This is a genomic window from Streptomyces morookaense, from assembly GCF_013030945.1.
GTDB lineage: Bacteria > Actinomycetota > Actinomycetes > Streptomycetales > Streptomycetaceae > Streptomyces > Streptomyces morookaensis.
This window is the reverse complement of sequence record NZ_JABBXF010000006.1, coordinates 162353-179366: the sequence shown is the minus strand read 5'-3', so window position 1 is coordinate 179366 and position 17014 is coordinate 162353. Positions and strand designations below refer to the sequence as shown.

Below are 17014 nucleotides of genomic sequence, written 5' to 3'. Positions count from 1 at the left end.
GGGAGGCATGGCGGTATGCCGGACGAACAGATGGCCTTTTCGCACGGGTTCCCCGGGGCCACCCAGGGAAACAGAGCTCCCGCACGGCCCCTGGACGACATCGACCGCTCGATCCTGCGGATGCTCCAGGCCGACGGGCGGGCCTCGATACGGTCCGTGGCCGAGCGCGTGCACGTCTCACGGGCCAACGCCTACGCCCGCATCAACCGGCTCATCGACGACGGGGTCATCCGCGGCTTCAGCGCGCGGATCGACCAGGAACGGGCCGGGCAGGGCGCGTCGGCGTACATCACGCTGAAGATCGTCCAGAACTCCTGGCGGACGGTCCGCGAGAAGCTCCAGGACCTGCCGGGCGCGGCCCACATCGCCCTGGTGAGCGGCGACTTCGACGTCCTGCTGCTCGTACACACCAAGGACAACCGCGCCCTGCGGGAGCTGGTGCTCACCAGGATCCAGGCCATGGACGAGGTGCTGAGCACCCGCACGCTGCTGGTCTTCGAGGAAACGGATCTGCTGGAGGCGGGGGAAGGCAGCCCGTAGCCACGCCCCGCCGCACCCGGCGTACCGCCCTAGGTCCGCAACCCCGCAAACGCCGTCAGGCAAACGGCATCGGCCACCTCATCGGCGGTGGCCGCACCGCCCCGCTCCGGGCGATACCACTCCACCACGGAATTGATCATTCCGAACAGCAGCCGGGTCGCGAGCCGGACGTCCACATCCGACCGGAGGTCCCCGTCGGCCGCCGCCTCCTTGAGCAGCCCGGCGACCCGGTGGTCGAACTCCCGCCGCCGCTCCATGGCCCATCGCTCGGTCTCCGTGTTGCCGCGCACGCGCAGCAGCAGGGTCACATACGGCAGCTCGGCGATGAGCACCTCGACGGTGCGGCGGGTGACGTACTCGAGCCGGTCGATGGCCCGCCCCGCAGTCGCACCCGGTTCGTCCAGCACGGCGAAGAGCCCGTCCAGTGCCCGGCTTATGGCCAGCCGCAGCAGCTCCTCCTTGCCCTTGACGTGGTGGTAGATCGAGGACTTGGAGATCCCGGCCGCCTTGGACAGGTGCTCCATGGACGTGCCGTCGTAGCCCCGCTCGTTGAACACCTTGACGGCGACCGCGAGCAGCGATTCGGGCGTGTAGGTGTCGCGTTTGGCCATGGTCATGATTACAGCAGGCTCCCCTCGGCGGCCGCACGGCGGCGCAGTGGCTGGCAGGCGGCGTAGCGGCCGCCCGGGTACTCGCGGTCCATGTGCCGCAGGAAGCCGCAGACCCACCGGTCGCCCAGGCCGCGGCCCCAGTCCAGCGGGCCGCGCGGGTAGTTCACGCCGAGCCGCATGGCGGTGTCGATGTCCTCCTCGCCCGCCACGCCGCGCCCGGCGGCGTCCCGGGCGAAGTCGACGAGCATGGCGACCGTCCGGGCGACGATCATGCCGGGCACGTCGCCGATGACGCTCACCTGCTTGCCCAGCGCCTGGAACAGGCCGGTGGCCGCCCGGACGCCCGCCTCCGGTGCGGTGCGGGAGGGCGCGAGGGCGACACGGGTGCAGGTGCGGTAGTCGAGGGCGAGGTCGACATGGATGCGGGGCCCGGGCGCGTCCGAGCCGGCCGCGCGCCCGTCGGTCAGGGCGAGCCGGACGCCACCGGGCAGGGCGAGATATCCGGCCTCTTCGTCGCCGGGTGCCTGGCCGACGGTGATGCCCGCCTCCTCGATCAGCTGCGGCAGGGCCGCGGCGGCCGGCGGCAGCTCCCCGTGCAGCACGACGGCCCCGGGCGCCTCGCAGGGCGCGGCGGTGTGCGGCCGCGGCCGCTCCGCGCCCTCGGCGTGGTCGTACCAGCCCCGCCCCGTCTTGCGCCCGAGCAGCCCGGCCTCGACGAGCCGCTGCTGGGCGAGGGAGGGCGTGAACTTCGGGTCGTGGAAGAAGGATTCATGCACCGATCGGGTGACGGAGTTGTTCACATCCTGGCCGATGAGATCGGTCAGTTCGAAAGGGCCCATCGCGAAGCCGCCGGACTCGCGCAGCACGGCGTCGATCGTCGCCGGGTCGGCGGCGCGCTCCTCGTACACCCGGAAGGCCTCGGCGTAGAACGGCCGGGCGATCCGGTTGACGACGAAGCCCGGGGTGTCGGTGCAGGTCACCGGGGTCTTGCCCCAGGCGGCCACGGTCGCGCGCGCCCGCTCGGCGGCGGCCGCGTCGGTGGCGTGGCCGCGGACGACCTCCACCAGCGGCAGCAGCGGGGCGGGGTTGAAGAAGTGCAGCCCGAGGAAGCGGCCGGGCCGGCGCAGGGCGCCGCCGATCGCCGTCACCGACAGGGACGAGGTATTGGTGGCCAGCAGGCAGTCGTCCGGGACGACCGATTCCAGCTCGCCGAACAGCTTCTGCTTGACGTCGAGTTGCTCCAGAATCGCCTCGATGACCAGGGCCGTGCGGTCCGCGGGACCCGCGAGATCCGCCAGGCGCGCGGCGGGGCGCAGCCGGGCGGCGGCCGCGTCGCGCTCGGCCCCCGCGAGCTTCCCCTTGGTCACGAGACGGTCGAGACGGGCCCTGACGGAACGTTCCGCTTCCTCCGCGCGGCCGGGCATCGCGTCGTACAGCCGCACGGGGTGCCCTGCGAGAAGGGCGACCTGGGCGATGCCCTGGCCCATGGTTCCGGTACCGACCACGGCAACGGTGCGGGCGGGCTCGATGGCGGTCATGGCTGTGATCCTCCCCGATGAGTTGTCCACAGGTTCGCCGGGCCCCCTTGTCCCGACCGATCGTTCGGTTACTGTATCCATCGGGGTTGTCTTCCGCCCACTTGTCCTCCGCCCACTCGACGAGGAGTTGGTCAGACGTGACCGCCGGACCCAGCACCGACCAGTTGACCCGGTTGACCGAGAAACACCGCCCCACGCTCGACCGGGCCCTGGAGACCATCCGTTCCCGCGGCTACTGGTCCCCGTACCCCGAGCACCCGAAGGCCTACGGTGCGGACGGGGTGCCGGGCAGCCTGGACGCGGCCGAGGGGCAGGCCGCCTTCGAGGCGCTGCGGGGCGGCCGTTTCGCGCTGGAACAGCCGGGGACGGACGGCTGGGCGGGCTCCGAGGTCTCGCCGTACGGCTTCGCGCTGGACATCGAGTATCCGCATGCCGACGCCGACGTCCTGCTGCCCGCCATGCGTGCGGCCATGCCGGCGTGGCGCGAGGCGGGGCCGGAGGCGCGGGCAGCGGTCTGTGCGGAGATCCTGGCCCAAATCAACGCCCGGACGCACGAGTTCGCCCACGCGGTCATGCACACCAGCGGCCAGGCGTTCATGATGGCGTTCCAGGCCGGCGGGCCGCACGCCCAGGACCGCGGCCTGGAGGCCGTGGTCTACGCCCTCGCCGAACAGACGGGCGCGGCGCCGCGCTCCGCGGAGTGGGTCAAGCCGCAGGGCAAGCGCGATCCCCTGGAGCTGCGCAAGGAGTTCACCGCCGTACCGCGTGGGATCTCGCTGCTCATCGGCTGCAACACCTTCCCCACGTGGAACGGCTACCCGGGCCTGTTCGCCTCGCTCGCGACGGGCAACGCCGTGCTGGTGAAGCCCCATCCGCGGGCCGTGCTGCCCCTGGCGCTCACGGTGCGCGTGGCACGCGAGGTGTTGCAGGAGGCGGGGTTCTCGCCCGACCTGGTCGCGCTGGCCGCCGAGCGGGACGGCGAGGGCATCGCCAAGTCCCTTGCGGTGCGCCCGGAGATCCGCATCGTCGACTACACCGGCTCGACCGCCTTCGGCGACTGGCTGGAGGCCAACGCCCGCCAGGCACAGGTCTTCACGGAGAAGGCCGGGGTCAACACGGTCGTCGTCCACTCCACCGACGACTACAAGGGCATGCTGTCCAACCTCGCCTTCTCGCTGTCCCTCTACAGCGGCCAGATGTGCACCACCCCGCAGAACCTGCTCGTCCCGCGCGAGGGCATCGGCACCGACGCCGGGCACAAGACGTACGACGAGGTCGTGGCCGACTTGGCCGCGGCGGTGGACGGGCTGCTCGGCGACGACGCCCGGGCCAACGCCCTGCTGGGCGCCATCGTCAACGACCAGGTGAAGGAGCGGATCGACGCCGCGGGCCGGCTCGGCGAAGTCGCCCTCGCCTCGCGGACGCTGGCCAACCCGGACTTCCCCGGTGCCACGGTCCGCACGCCCGTGATCGTGAAGCTGGACGGCGCCAAGCCGGACGCCGAGGCGGCCTACTTCTCGGAGTGCTTCGGGCCGGTGTCCTTCGCGGTCGCGGTCGACTCCGCCGAGGACGCGGTGCAGTTGCTGCGCCGCACGGTGCGGGAGAAGGGCGCCATGACCGTCGGCGCGTACACGACGTCGCCGGAGGTCGAGCGGCTGGTGGAGGAGGCCTGCCTGGAGGAGTGCGCCCAGCTCTCCCTGAACCTCACGGGCGGGGTGTACGTCAACCAGACGGCGGCCTTCTCGGACTTCCACGGCTCCGGCGGCAACCCCGCGGCCAACGCGGTGCTCTGCGACAGCGCGTTCGTCGCCTCCCGCTTCCGGATGGTGGAGGTGCGGCGCCAGGCGTGACCCCTACGCGGGTGCCGGGCCGCCCCAGTGGAAGAGCGCCATGGCCACGCTGGTGGCGAGGTTGTAGCTGGACACCTGGGGCCGCATGGGCAGGGCGACCAGCCGGGTCGCCCTCGCCCGCAGCTCGGGCGAGATCCCGTGCCGCTCGGAGCCGAAGGCGATCAGCGCGTCGTCGGGGAGCGGCACGGACCGGATGTCCTCGCCCTCCGGGTCCAGTACGAACAGCGGCCCGGGCGGCAGGCCGTCGAGCGGGAGCCGCTCCACGGCCGTCGCATAGTGCAGCCCCGCACCGGAGCGCACGGCGTTCGGGTGCCAGGGGTCGAGGTCGCCGGTGGTGACCACGCCCGTGGCCCCCATCCCGGCGGCCAGGCGGATCACGGCGCCGACGTTGCCGAGGTTGCGGGGGTTGTCCAGGACGACCACGGGTGCCCGGCGGGGCTGCTGCGCCAGGGCCGCCAGATTGGCCTCACGGTCACGACGGGCGGCCAGGGCGGCCACCCCGGTGGGGTGCACCCGGGGCACGAGCTCGCGCAGGGTCTGCGCGGGCACCTCGACGAGGAGGGCGTCGAGGGTGTCCGTCAGGTCCTCGGCCAGCTTGCCGGCGAGCGCCAGCGTGGCCGCCTTGTCCGTGGTGAGGGCGGGCCCGACCTCGGCCCCGAAACGCAGGGCGTGCTTGAGCGCATGAAAGCCGTCGAGCAGCACGGCGCCGGGCGCGTCGGCGCGCCAGGTCAGTTCCTCGGTCATGCGTTCAGCCTACGTGCGCCCCGAAGGGGCACGGGGAACTGCGCGACCGGCCACGGACGACTCGCAGCCGTCGGACCCCATGCCGGGGCCCGGGGGCTGCGCCCCCGGTTCCGGGAAGGGGCGGGTCCGTGCAACAAACCCCCGCACCACGGCCCCCAACCGCACCAGGAACCCCGTCGGCAGAAACACCGCATCGGCCACCACCATCGCCAACGAGAAGAACGGCAACCCCAGCATCACCGCGATCCCCACGTGCTCGGCCATCATCAGCGCCAACAGCACGTTCTTCACCCGCCGGTTGAGCAGCGTGAACGGAAACGCGACCTGCACCGCGACCGTCCCGTAGCTCAGCAGCAGCACCACCACCGAACTGGCGGCCAGCGCATGCGACAGCGAGGGCCACGGCGAGAAGTAGTCGATGTGCATCGGGTAGAAGAGCGCGGTGCCGTCCTGCCAGCGCGAGCCCTGGATCTTGTACCAGCCCGCCGTGGCGTAGATCAGGCAGACCTCCGCCATGATCACCAACAGGGCGCCGTTGTGCGCGAGATGGGCGATCATGTCGAGCACGGTGCGCGGCTCCCCGGGCGCCCGGCGGCAGGCCAGCCACCACAGCGCCTGGACGGCCCAGAGCCCCCACAGGGCCGCCGCCCATCCGATGCCGGGCAGCGGCCCCCGGTCCGTCCACGTCATCCGCGTGTCCATGAGGAGCTGCGCCGCGGCCAGCGCAAGGCCGCACAGCACCCACAGCACGATGCCGGTGACATCCCGGTCCCCGCCCGGCCGGCGGGCCCGCGCCCGCCGCGCGTCGAGCGACCAGACCTGCCCGCAGCGGACGAGGACCAGGTAAAGGGCCATCAGGTGAAGGACGTTGTCGCCGCCGTCCCCCACGAACACGCTGCGGTTCTGCAGCGACAGCACCCCGATCATGGAGAGCACGGCCATGGTCCGGGTACGCCACCCGAGCATCAGCAGCACGCCGCTGACGATCGCGAACGCGTAGACGGCCTCGAACCACACCGTGCTGTCCGACCACATGAGCGCGGTGAACGCATGGTTGTCGCCGGTGAGTTCGCGGGCCATGCCCCAGCTCCACGGCGCGCCGGGCCCGTACAGCTCACGGCGGTTGGGCCACTCGCGCAGCAGGTAGCCGACCCAGGCGAAGGAGAGGCCGATCCGCAGCACGGCGGTCTGGTGGCGGCCGAGCGACGACCCGGTGACCCGGTCGAGGCCGCGCAGCAGCGCGGAGCCCGTCGGAGCGGTCGTGGACGTCGTACTCATCGGCCCGCCTCCGCGCGGTCGTCGGTGGTGACCGGCCACCAGGGCAGGACGCGGTACACCGGCTTGGTGTCGGCCTTCTCGTCGCTCCAGGGCGGCGGGGCGATGGGGACGGTCACGGATCTCACCTGGATGCGGTCGACCGGGAGCCCGTCGCGCCCACCGCCCAGCCGGGAGACGACGATGCGGCGCACGTACTGCTCGGACAGCCGTCCGCGCAGGCCGACGGGCTGCTCGCGCGCGTCGTGCGTACTGGCGTAGAAGTCCCAGGCGCGGCGGAGCTCGTTCTGGCGGGTGTGGCTGGGGAACGGGTTGTGCAGGATGGCGGCGCCGTCCTGGGCGGAGAGGTCCGTCCAGGGGGTGACCGTGGTGCTCCCGTCCGGCCGACGCAGCTCGGCGCGGGCCTGGACGGCGGTGTTCTGCTGGAGCGGGTTCGGAGCGAAGAACTTCCAGTTCTGTTCGAACTCGGGGTAGACGTAGGCGTCGATGGCCGCGGCGTGCTGTCTGCTCACCGAGTTCTGCGGCGCCACGTGCAGGAACACCATGCTCAGGTGCACGGCGGCCGCCAGGGCCACCACCACGCCGGCGGCGCCGACGACGACACGGGCGGGCAGGGACAGCCCGGCCACCCCGCCCTGCCCGATGCCGTTTCCGCCGGCCTTGCCGGTGCCCTCCTCGCGACGCTCCTCGCCGCGATCCTCGCCGCGCTCGTCGTCGTGCTCGTCGCCGCTCTCCGCAGCCCTGCCGTCAGCCTTGCCGTCCATCCCCGAAACCCCGCTGCCCCGCGCCTTCCCCGGATCGCCGCCTGTCGGCGTGCACCCGAACCGTACCCAGGCCGCCCCGAGAGGCCCAGCGCGCACGAGTTATCCACAGGCTTGACACCCTCCGAGCCCTCGGACCACCATTGAACCGAACGATCGGTCGGTAGGGAGCAGGACGAGAGAGCCCAGGGGGCACGGCATGACGACGACGGTGCCGGACGCACAAGCGCCGGAGGCGGTGTTCGATGCGGCACTGGCCGCCGACGAGCGCATCGAGCCGCGCGACTGGATGCCCGACGCCTATCGCGCGACGCTGGTGCGGCAGATCGCCCAGCACGCCCACTCCGAGATCATCGGCATGCAGCCCGAGGCCAACTGGATCACCCGCGCCCCCTCGCTGCGCCGCAAGGCGATCCTGATGGCCAAGGTGCAGGACGAGGCCGGCCACGGTCTCTACCTCTACAGCGCCGCCGAGACCCTGGGCACCGGCCGCGAAGAGCTGCTCGACAAGCTCCACTCGGGCCGCCAGCGCTACTCCTCGATCTTCAACTACCCCACTCTGACCTGGGCGGACGTCGGAGCCATCGGCTGGCTCGTGGACGGTGCCGCGATCACCAACCAGGTCCCGCTCTGCCGCTGCTCCTACGGCCCCTACGCCCGCGCCATGATCCGCATCTGCAAGGAGGAGTCCTTCCACCAGCGCCAGGGCTACGAGCTCCTCCTCGCCCTCAGCCGCGGCACCGAGGCCCAGCACGCCATGGCGCAGGACGCGGTGAACCGCTGGTGGTGGCCGTCCCTGATGATGTTCGGCCCGCCCGACGACGCCTCGGCGCACTCCGCCCAGTCCATGGCCTGGAAGATCAAGCGGCACTCGAACGACGAGCTGCGCCAGCGCTTCGTCGACATCTGCGTCCCCCAGGCCGAGTCCCTCGGCCTGACCCTGCCGGACCCGGACCTGCGCTGGAACGAGCAGCGCGGCCACCACGACTTCGGCGCCATCGACTGGGACGAGTTCCACGAGGTGCTCCGCGGCAACGGCCCGTGCAACGAGCAGCGCATCGAGCGCCGCAGGCGGGCCCATGAGGAAGGCGCCTGGGTGCGCGAGGCGGCCGCGGCCTATGCCGCGAAGCACGACGGACACCACGGAACCCACGACAAGCACGCCGAGCACACCGAGCACGACAACCACGGCAAGCCCGAGGAGGCAGCGGCATGACCGGCACCGACTGGCCGCTCTGGGAGGTGTTCGTGCGCAGCAGGCGCGGCCTGTCGCACACCCACGCCGGCAGCCTGCACGCCCCGGACGCGGAGATGGCGCTGCGCAACGCCCGCGACCTCTACACCCGCCGCTCGGAGGGCGTCTCGATCTGGGTGGTGCCGTCCTCCGCGATCACCGCCTCCTCGCCGGACGAGAAGGACCCGTTCTTCGAGCCCGCCGCCGACAAGGCCTACCGGCACCCGACCTTCTACGAGATCCCGGAAGGAGTGCGGCACCTGTGAACCGCGTACCCGTGCCGGCCGCACTCGCCCTGGGGGACGACGCCCTGGTGCTCTCCCACCGGCTGGGGGAGTGGGCCGGGAACGCCCCGGTCCTGGAGGAGGAGGTCGCCCTCGCCAACATCGCCCTGGACCTGCTGGGCCAGGCCCGCGCCCTGCTCTCCCTCGCCGGTGACGAGGACGAACTGGCCTTCCTCCGCGAGGAGCGCGCCTTCCGCAACGTCCAGCTCGTCGAGCAGCCCAACGGGGACTTCGCCCACACGATCGCCCGCCAGCTGTACTTCTCCGCGTACCAGCAGCTGCTGTACGGCCAACTGGCCTCCGGCGAAGGCCCGTTCGCACCGCTGGCGGCGAAGGCCGTCAAGGAGGTCGCCTACCACCTCGACCATGCCGAACACTGGACGCTCCGCCTCGGCGACGGCACGCCCGAGAGCCACGCCCGGATGCAGCGCGCCCTCGACGCCCTCTGGCGGTACACGGGCGAGCTCTTCGAGCCGGTCGAGGGCGTGTCCGCCGACTGGCCCGCCCTGCAGGACGGTTGGAGCGCGTACGTCACGGATGTCCTCCGCCGCGCCGGCCTGACCCTTCCCGAGGGCCCCCGGGAAGGCGCCTGGACGGCGGGCGCCGGGCGCCAGGGCATCCACACCGAGCCGTTCGGCCGGATGCTCGCCGAGATGCAGCACCTGCACCGCAGCCACCCGGGGGCGTCATGGTGACCGCACCCACTCCCCTCGAAGCGGAGCTCCGGGCCCTCGCCGGAGCGGTCCCCGACCCCGAGCTGCCCGTCCTCACCCTGGCCGAACTGGGCGTCCTGCGCGGGCTGCACGTCCTCGGCCCCGGCCGCGTCGAGGTGGAGCTGACCCCCACCTACACCGGCTGCCCCGCCGTCGAGGCCATGGCGGCGGACATCGAGCGCGTGCTGCACGAGCACGGTCAGGCCGAGGTGTCCGTGCGCACCGTGCTCTCCCCCGCCTGGTCCACGGACGACATCACGGCCGAAGGACGCCGCAAACTGGCCGAGTCCGGCATAGCGCCGCCCCGGCCCGGCGCCCGCGACACGGGGCCGGTCGCCGTGGAGCTGGGCCCCACCCGGCACACCGCGGCCCCCGCCGACGAGGCGGAGCCGGTGCGCTGCCCGCACTGCGGCTCCGCCGACACCACCGTGCTGAGCCGGTTCTCCTCCACCGCCTGCAAGGCTCTGCGCCGCTGCGAGGCATGCCGCGAACCGTTCGACCACTTCAAGGAGTTGTAGATGGCAGCGGCCCGCCACGGCGTCTTCCACCCCCTTCAGGTGACGGCCGTCGACCCGCTCACCGACGACGCGGTCGCCGTGACCCTCGCCGTGCCGCCCGCACTGCGCGCGGACTTCCGGCACGCCCCGGGCCAGCACCTCGCCCTGCGCCGGACCGTCGACGGCGCGGAGATACGCCGCACGTACTCCATCTGCGGCCGGGCGCCCGAGCCCGGTGCGGAGGGCCCGGAGGCGCTGCGGGTCGCGGTGCGGCTGGTGGACGGCGGCGTGTTCTCCACGTACGCCCTCAAGGAGCTGAAGGCCGGGGACACCGTCGAAGTGCTGCCCCCGGCGGGGCGGTTCGTGCTGGAGCCGCGCCCGGGCCGGTTCGCGGCGGTCGTCGGCGGCAGCGGGATCACGCCGGTGCTGTGCATCGTCTCGACGCTGCTCACCCGGGAGCCCGCGGCGCGGTTCACCCTGGTGCGCAGCGACCGTACGACGGCGTCGACGATGTTCCTGGACGAGGTGGCCGACCTCAAGGACCGCTACCCGGACCGGTTCCAGCTCGTGCAGGTCCTCTCCCGCGAGGAGCAGCAGGCCGGACCGGTGTCCGGGCGGCTGGACGAGGAGCGGCTGGCCCGGCTGCTGCCCGCCCTGCTGCCGGTGGAGGCCGTGGACGGCTGGTTCCTGTGCGGCCCGTACGGCCTGGTCCAGGGCGCCGAACGGGCCCTGCGCGGCCTGGGCGTTGCGCGGGACCGGATCCACGAGGAGATCTTCCACGTGGCGGACGCACCGGCCCCGGACGCCCGCCCCGCCGCGGCGCCCGCCCCCGACCGCAGCACGGTCACCGCGACGCTGGACGGACGCAGCGGCAGCTGGCCGGTGCAGGACGGCGAGTCCCTGCTGGAGACGGTGCTGCGCAACCGCGCCGACGCGCCCTACGCCTGCAAGGGCGGGGTGTGCGGGACGTGCCGGGCCCGCCTGGTGTCCGGCGAGGTGCGGATGGACCGGAACTTCGCCCTGGAACAGGAGGAGCTGGCCGCCGGCTATGTGCTGGCCTGCCAGTCGCACCCGGTGACGGAGGAGGTGGAGCTGGACTTCGACAGCTGAAGTGCTTCCGACTTGCCGCCGCCTGCCCTATCTTGACGGACCGTCAGATTCCTGGAGGCGGAAGGCGGCAGCGGCCATGGACTTCACCTTCACCGAGGAACAGCAGGCGGCCGCCGAAGCGGCCGGGGCCGTCCTCTCCGACGTCACCCCGGACGGCGTGCCCAGCCCGGCGCTCGTCCCCGGTGCCGTCGCCGACGACATCGACCGCGCACTGTGGAGCCGGCTCGCCGCGGCGGACCTGCTGGGTCTGCCCGTTCCGGACGAGTACGGCGGTGCGGGGCTCGGCCCCGTGGCCCTGTGTCTGGTGCTGCGCGAGGCGGGGAAGGTCCTGGCCCGGGTGCCGCTGCTGGAGACCGGCGCCGCGGCCCTGGCCCTGCGGAGGTTCGGCGGCGCCGGGACGGACCGGCTGCTCCCGCTGATCGGCGGCGGCGAGCTCGTCGTGACCGTGGCCGCCCACGGCCGCACCGGACATGACGGGGCCGAACTGGCCGTCACCGCCCGGCCGGTGGGCGGAGGCCTGCTCCTGGACGGACTGCAGACCGCGGTGCCCTGGGCCCGCAGCGCCGACCGGATCCTGCTCCCGGCCCATACGGCCGACGGACGCACCGTCCTCGCCCTCGTGCCCCCCGACCGCCCCGGGGTCGCCCTCGCCGACCAGGTCTCCACCAGCGGCGAGCCCTCGGCACAGGTCGTCCTGGAGTCCGTCCGCGCCGGGGAGGAAGAGATCGTCACGGCCGAGGGCGCCTGGGAATGGCTGCGCTGCCTGCTGGCGACCGGCACCTGTGCGCTGGCGCTCGGCCTGGGCGAGGAGGTGCTGCGGCTGACGGGCGAATACACCGCGAAACGCGAGCAGTTCGGCCATCCCCTGGCCACCTTCCAGGCCGTGGCCGTCCAGGCGGCCGACCGCTACATCGACCTGCGCGCCATGGAGGCCACCCTGTGGCAGGCCGCCTGGCGCATGGAGTCGGACGCGGAAGGCGCCCTCCCGGCGGCCGCGGACGTCGCCGTGGCGAAGATCTGGGCCGCGGAGGGCGTGCGCCGCGTCGTCCAGACCGCACAGCACCTGCACGGCGGCTTCGGCGCGGACACGGACTACGCCCTGCACCGCTACCACGCGTGGGCCAAGCACCTGGAACTGTCCCTGGGCCCGGCGGCCGCCCACGAGGAGGTCTTGGGCAACCTCTTGGCCGACTGCGCCCCGTAAGGGGCGCCACCCCCTAAATCACGGTGCCGGGCGCCCCGGAACCGTCCACCACCGGACGGCCCCCGGCCGCCCACGCCTGCATCCCGCCGTCCACATTGACGGCGTCGAAACCCTGCTGCACCAGGTAGTTGGTGACCTGCGCGGACCGCCCGCCGGACCGGCAGACGACATGGATCCGGGCGCCCTCGGGCGCCTTCTCCGTCAGCTCGCCGAACCGCGCCACGAACTCGCTCATCGGCAGGTGCAGCGCACCCTCGGCATGACCGGCCTCCCACTCGTCGGCCTCGCGGACATCGAGCAGGAAGTCACCGGCGGACAGAGCGTCGACACCGACCGTGGGCACAGCGGAACCAAAAACCATGCCTCCGACGCTACCCGACCAGCGACGCCAGCCGGGCCTCCCGCTCGGCGATCTGCGCCACCAGGCCGTCGGCGATCTCCGTGAGCAGCCCGTCCGGGTCGTCCGGCGCCATCTTGATCATGGCGCCGATCGCGGAGGACTCCAGCTCGGCGGCCACCGCCGAGAGCATCTCCTTGCGCTCGGCCAGCCACTCCAGCCGGGCGTACAGCTCCTCGCTGCGGCTCGCCCGCCGCTGCCCCGGCACCGGGCCCGCCGCCCACTCCGCGGCCAGCGTGCGCAGCGTCGCCTCGTCGCCCTGCGCGTACGCACTGTTGACGCGCACGAGGAACTCCTCGCGCCGCTGCCGGTCCGCCTCGTCGGCCGCCAGGTCGGGGTGCGCCTTGCGGACCAGCTCGCGGTAGGCGCGGCGCACCTCGTCGCTGGGCCGCACCCGCTTCGGGGGCTGCACGGACTGCCCGGTGAGCATGGCGGTGGCCTCGGGGAAGAGGCCCTCGGAGTCCATCCAGCCGCCGAGCAGTTCCTCCACCCCGGGCAGCGGCTGCACCAGGGCCCGCGCCTCCCGGGCCCGCCGGACGTCCTCGGCACTGCCGCTGCGCGCGGCCACGGCCTCGGCGATCAGCGCCTCCAGCTCGTCGAGGCGCGCATACATCGGGCCGAGCCGCTGGTGGTGCAGCCGGGAGAAGTTCTCGACTTCCACGCGGAAGGTCTCCACCGCTATCTCGAACTCGATCAGCGCCTGCTCGGCGGCCCGCACGGCCTGCGCCAGCCGTTCCGCCGCGGGGTCCTCGGAAATGTCCGCCTCCGGATTCATCACGCGCCCAGGGTACGAGCACTCCGACCGGCGCGGGGAACGGTTCCGGCCGGGCTCAGCGGAACCGGTCGGGACAGCCGCTGCCGTCCTCGAGGTGCTGCTCCGCCCAGCGCCCGAGCTCCTTGAGCGCGGGCTCCAGCGCCTTGCCCGCCTCGGTCAGCCGGTAGGCGACCCGCAGCGGCGGGCCGGCGTCCACCTCGCGCAGCAGCAGGCCGGCGGCGGCCAGCTCGGTGAGCCGGTCGGAGAGCATGCGCTCGCTGATGCCCGGAATCGCGCGCCGCAGATCGGCGAAGTACGCGGGCCCCGACAGCAGCGTGGCCACGATCAGGCCCGTCCAGCGCTTGCCGAAGAGCCCGAAGACACGCGTCATGCCCTCGCCGACGCGCTTGCACGCCTGCTCACCGTGATCCGCCATGTCCCCAGGGTACCCCCCTGCCGTTGGTAACTGCGGAAAAGTAAGCTCCTGTGCTATCAATAGTTCCGTACGGAACTTCATCTCGTCATTCCGGAGCTATCCATGGCCACGCTGCTGATCCTCGACTCCTCCGCCCTCCCCCAGGGCTCCGCCTCGCGCGATGTCACGGCCACCTTCCGCAAGGCCTGGGAGGAGCAGCACCCCGAGGGCACGGTCGTCCACCGCGACCTCGCCGCGAACCCGCTGCCGCACATCAGCGCGGCCGGCGTCACCGCCCTGTTCACCGACCCCGCCGAGCGCACCGAGGAGCAGCGGGCCGCCTTCGCCCTGCGCGAGGAGCTGGCCGCCGAACTGGAGGCCGCGGACGCGGTGCTCATCGGGGCCCCCATGTACAACTTCACGATCCCCTCCAGCCTCAAGGCCTGGCTGGACCACGTGATCATCATGGGCCGCACGGGCGGCGAGAACTCCTCCGTCGCCGGCAAGCCGGTCACCGTCGTCGCCAGCCGCGGCGGCTCCTACGCGCCGGGCACCCCGCGCGAGGGCTTCGAGTTCGCGGCCACGTACCTGGAGAAGGTGCTCAGCGGCCTGCTCGGCCTGGAGGTCGACGTCATCACCCCCGAGCTCACGCTGGCCCGTTCCGTCCCGGCGATGGCCGACCTGATCGACATGGCGGACGCCTCCCGCGCCGCGGCCCACGAGGAGGCCGCCGCCAAGGCCAAGGCCCTCGCCGCCCGTCTCGCCGCCTGACCGGCACCCTCATCTGCGCCAGGGGGCGCCCGGGAATTCCCGGGCGCCCCCTGCTGCTGCGCGGCTACCCTCGTCGGCAATCCGCCCAAAGCTCTCAGCACCTGCAGGAGTTCACGATGCCCGAGGCCGTCCAGCGCATGTCCCGCATGTTGATCAAGACACTGCGCGACGACCCGGCGGATGCCGAGACGCTCAGCCACCGGCTGCTCGTCCGCGCCGGCTATGTCCGCCGGACCTCCGCGGGCGTCTGGTCCTGGCTGCCGCTCGGCAAGCGGGTCATGGACAACGTCGCGCGCGTGGTGCGCGAGGAGATGGACGCCATCGGCGCCCAGGAGGTCCTGCTCCCCGCCCTCCTGCCCAGGGAGCCCTACGAGACGACCGGCCGCTGGGAGGAGTACGGCGACGAGCTCTTCCGCCTCAAGGACCGCAAGGGCGCCGACCATCTCCTCGGCCCCACCCACGAGGAGATCTTCACCCTGCTGGTGAAGGACCAGTGCACGTCCTACAAGGACCTGCCGGTGATGCTCTACCAGATCCAGACCAAGTACCGGGACGAGGCGCGGCCCCGCGCCGGCGTGCTGCGCGGCCGCGAGTTCCAGATGAAGGACTCGTACTCCTTCGACACCACGGACGAGGGCCTGGCGGAGTCCTACCGGCTGCACCGCGCTGCCTACCGGCGCATCTTCGAGCGTCTCGGCCTGGAGCACCGCATCGTCTCCGCCGTCTCCGGCGCCATGGGCGGCTCGGCCTCCGAGGAGTTCCTCGCCCCGGCGGCCGCGGGCGAGGACACCTTCGCCCACTGCCCGCAGTGCGACTACGCCGCCAACACCGAGGCCGTGACCCACCCCCTGCGGCCCGCGGACACCGGCGGACACCCCGCGCCCGAGGAGCTCGACACCCCGGACACCCCCACCATCGAGACCCTCGCCGCCCACCTCGGCGTCCCGGCCTCCGCCACCCTGAAGAACCTCCTGGTGAAGGTCGACGGCGAGATCACGGCCGTCGGCGTCCCCGGCGACCGCGAGGTCGACCTGGGCAAGCTGGCCGGACACCTCGCCCCGGCCACCGTCGAGCTGGTCACCGCCGAGGACTTCGCCGGGCGCCCCGACCTCGTCCGCGGCTACGTGGGACCGCAGGGCCTGCAGGGCGTCCGCTACCTCGCCGACCCCCGCGTCGCGCCCGGCACTTCCTGGATCACCGGCGCCAACAAGCCCGGCACGCACGCCCGGAACATCGTCTGCGGCCGGGACTTCGAGGTGGACGAGTACCTCGACGTGGCCGTCGTCGAGTCCGGCGACCCGTGCCCCTCCTGCGGCACGGGCCTGGAGCTCGGCCGGGCCATCGAGATCGGCCACATCTTCCAGCTCGGCCGCAAGTACGCCGACGCCTTCCAGCTCGACGTCCTGGGCCCGCAGGGCAAGCCGGTACGGGTGACCATGGGCTCGTACGGCATCGGCGTCTCGCGCGCGGTGGCCGCCCTGGCCGAGCAGACCGCGGACGAACGGGGCCTGTGCTGGCCCGCCGAGGTCGCCCCGGCGGACGTGCACGTCGTCGCCGCGGGCAAGGCCCTGCAGACGGAGTTCGCCCTGGAGGTCGCCGCCAAGCTGGCCGCCGCGGGCGTCCGCGTCATCGTCGACGACCGGGCCGGGGTCTCGCCGGGCGTGAAGTTCACCGACGCCGAACTCATCGGCGTCCCCCGCATCCTGGTCGCCGGCCGCCGCTCCGCCGAGGACGTCGTCGAGCTGAAGGACCGCCGCACCGGCGCCCGCGAGGAGCTCACAGCCGACGAGGCGATCGCACGCCTCACATCCTGACGGCGACGGACCGCAGCAGGACGGCTCCGCACCGTCCTGCTGCGGCGGACCCGCCCCTGAGACGCTCCTCACACCTCCGTCACCGGAGAAGGGCATACGAAAACGGGCCGCATCTCGACGATGCGGCCCGTTCCCACTGTGCGCGAGGGGGGAGTTGAACCCCCACGCCCTTGCGGGCACTGGAACCTGAATCCAGCGCGTCTGCCTATTCCGCCACCCGCGCATGGGTGCGTCTTCCGGCTTCCCGCTCCGTCTCCGGGCCTTTCGGCTCGTTTCCGTCGCGCTCGCCTTCCGACATCGAGAACATTAGCACGTCATCCGGGGTCTCTTCACACCCCCGGCCCACACCCCCGGTCCCGGGCGGGGGTGCCGGGGGCGGAGCGGGGACCGCTCCGGTTGCGGGACACTGGCTCGTAGGCGCCTCTACGATCCGTGTGAGGAGAAGCGGAAGGACGGGGCCGCCGCAGGAAGGCGACACTCGTCACTCCTGGCGCCGAAGGGG

At 72.8% G+C, this 17014-nt stretch carries 18 protein-coding genes and 1 tRNA gene; 10 read left to right on the top strand and 9 right to left on the bottom strand.

Annotated elements, in window-relative coordinates; translation table 11 throughout:
- Window positions 1-15 precede the first annotated feature (15 nt).
- Window positions 16-540 (top strand): Lrp/AsnC family transcriptional regulator, encoded by a 525-nt coding sequence (locus HG542_RS04070; RefSeq protein ID WP_373313137.1) that lies wholly within the window; start codon window positions 16-18, stop codon window positions 538-540.
- 29 nt (window positions 541-569) lie between these two features.
- Here the strand turns inward: HG542_RS04070 and HG542_RS04065 are convergent, their stop codons facing one another.
- Together HG542_RS04065 and HG542_RS04060 are read right to left on the bottom strand one after the other, a co-directional pair.
- Entirely contained in the window at window positions 570-1157 is a 588-nt protein-coding gene (locus tag HG542_RS04065; protein ID WP_171078614.1) for a TetR/AcrR family transcriptional regulator, read from the bottom strand.
- A 2-nt stretch (window positions 1158-1159) separates the two neighbouring features.
- Complete coding sequence (locus tag HG542_RS04060) at window positions 1160-2689, bottom strand: 3-hydroxyacyl-CoA dehydrogenase (RefSeq protein WP_171078613.1); 1530 nt, start codon at window positions 2687-2689, stop codon at window positions 1160-1162.
- Window positions 2690-2826: 137 nt separating this feature from the next.
- Between HG542_RS04060 and paaN the strand changes: the two genes are divergently transcribed.
- On the top strand, window positions 2827-4539 hold the full coding sequence (paaN, locus tag HG542_RS04055; protein WP_229922649.1) for a phenylacetic acid degradation protein PaaN: 1713 nt from the start codon (window positions 2827-2829) through the stop codon (window positions 4537-4539).
- Between the two features lie 3 nt (window positions 4540-4542).
- On the opposite strand, the gene HG542_RS04050 is transcribed toward paaN, so the two are convergent.
- The 3 genes from HG542_RS04050 to HG542_RS04040 are packed head-to-tail and all read right to left on the bottom strand — an operon-like array spanning window position 4543 to window position 7322.
- The gene (locus tag HG542_RS04050) at window positions 4543-5283 is read right to left on the bottom strand and encodes a TrmH family RNA methyltransferase (RefSeq protein WP_171078611.1); all 741 of its coding nucleotides are present in this window, start codon (window positions 5281-5283) and stop codon (window positions 4543-4545) included.
- 9 nt (window positions 5284-5292) lie between these two features.
- Entirely contained in the window at window positions 5293-6561 is a 1269-nt protein-coding gene (locus HG542_RS04045) for an HTTM domain-containing protein (protein WP_171078610.1), read from the bottom strand.
- Window positions 6558-7322 (bottom strand): DUF5819 family protein, encoded by a 765-nt coding sequence (locus HG542_RS04040; protein WP_229922650.1) that lies wholly within the window; start codon window positions 7320-7322, stop codon window positions 6558-6560. Before HG542_RS04040 ends, HG542_RS04045 begins: the two co-directional genes overlap by 4 nt.
- A gap of 196 nt (window positions 7323-7518) precedes the next feature.
- On the opposite strand from HG542_RS04040, the gene paaA reads away from it, so the two are divergent.
- The 6 genes from paaA (at window position 7519) to HG542_RS04010 (ending at window position 12361) form a co-directional block, all read left to right on the top strand.
- Window positions 7519-8535, top strand: coding sequence for a 1,2-phenylacetyl-CoA epoxidase subunit PaaA (paaA, locus tag HG542_RS04035; protein ID WP_171078609.1), 1017 nt, complete (start codon window positions 7519-7521; stop codon window positions 8533-8535).
- Window positions 8532-8819, top strand: coding sequence for a 1,2-phenylacetyl-CoA epoxidase subunit PaaB (paaB, locus tag HG542_RS04030; protein ID WP_171078608.1), 288 nt, complete (start codon window positions 8532-8534; stop codon window positions 8817-8819). The genes paaA and paaB overlap by 4 nt, the downstream gene beginning before the upstream one ends.
- 11 nt (window positions 8820-8830) lie before the next feature.
- Window positions 8831-9532 (top strand): 1,2-phenylacetyl-CoA epoxidase subunit PaaC, encoded by a 702-nt coding sequence (gene paaC, locus HG542_RS04025; protein WP_171078717.1) that lies wholly within the window; start codon window positions 8831-8833, stop codon window positions 9530-9532.
- Window positions 9526-10068 (top strand): 1,2-phenylacetyl-CoA epoxidase subunit PaaD, encoded by a 543-nt coding sequence (gene paaD, locus HG542_RS04020; RefSeq protein WP_171078607.1) that lies wholly within the window; start codon window positions 9526-9528, stop codon window positions 10066-10068. The genes paaC and paaD overlap by 7 nt, the downstream gene beginning before the upstream one ends.
- Window positions 10069-11157, top strand: coding sequence for a 1,2-phenylacetyl-CoA epoxidase subunit PaaE (gene paaE, locus HG542_RS04015; protein WP_171078606.1), 1089 nt, complete (start codon window positions 10069-10071; stop codon window positions 11155-11157).
- A gap of 76 nt (window positions 11158-11233) precedes the next feature.
- Window positions 11234-12361: an acyl-CoA dehydrogenase family protein gene (locus HG542_RS04010; protein ID WP_171078605.1), complete on the top strand. Its 1128-nt coding sequence runs from the start codon at window positions 11234-11236 to the stop codon at window positions 12359-12361.
- 13 nt (window positions 12362-12374) lie between these two features.
- Here the strand turns inward: HG542_RS04010 and HG542_RS04005 are convergent, their stop codons facing one another.
- Genes HG542_RS04005 through HG542_RS03995 form a run of 3 tightly spaced genes read right to left on the bottom strand, consistent with a single transcriptional unit; the run spans window position 12375 to window position 13948 of the window.
- A complete protein-coding gene (locus HG542_RS04005) occupies window positions 12375-12704 on the bottom strand; it encodes a rhodanese-like domain-containing protein (RefSeq protein WP_229922651.1) in 330 nt (109 codons plus the stop codon).
- Window positions 12705-12732: 28 nt separating this feature from the next.
- Complete coding sequence (locus HG542_RS04000) at window positions 12733-13533, bottom strand: J domain-containing protein (protein ID WP_171078716.1); 801 nt, start codon at window positions 13531-13533, stop codon at window positions 12733-12735.
- 55 nt (window positions 13534-13588) lie between these two features.
- Entirely contained in the window at window positions 13589-13948 is a 360-nt protein-coding gene (locus tag HG542_RS03995; RefSeq protein ID WP_171078603.1) for a winged helix-turn-helix transcriptional regulator, read from the bottom strand.
- Window positions 13949-14050: 102 nt separating this feature from the next.
- Between HG542_RS03995 and HG542_RS03990 the strand changes: the two genes are divergently transcribed.
- Together HG542_RS03990 and HG542_RS03985 are read left to right on the top strand one after the other, a co-directional pair.
- Complete coding sequence (locus HG542_RS03990) at window positions 14051-14698, top strand: FMN-dependent NADH-azoreductase (RefSeq protein ID WP_171078602.1); 648 nt, start codon at window positions 14051-14053, stop codon at window positions 14696-14698.
- A gap of 116 nt (window positions 14699-14814) precedes the next feature.
- Window positions 14815-16512, top strand: a complete 1698-nt coding sequence (locus tag HG542_RS03985; protein WP_171078601.1) for a proline--tRNA ligase — start codon at window positions 14815-14817, stop codon at window positions 16510-16512.
- A gap of 139 nt (window positions 16513-16651) precedes the next feature.
- Here HG542_RS03985 and HG542_RS03980 read toward each other — a convergent pair.
- A tRNA-Leu gene (locus HG542_RS03980) sits at window positions 16652-16735 on the bottom strand.
- Window positions 16736-17014: the final 279 nt, after the last annotated feature.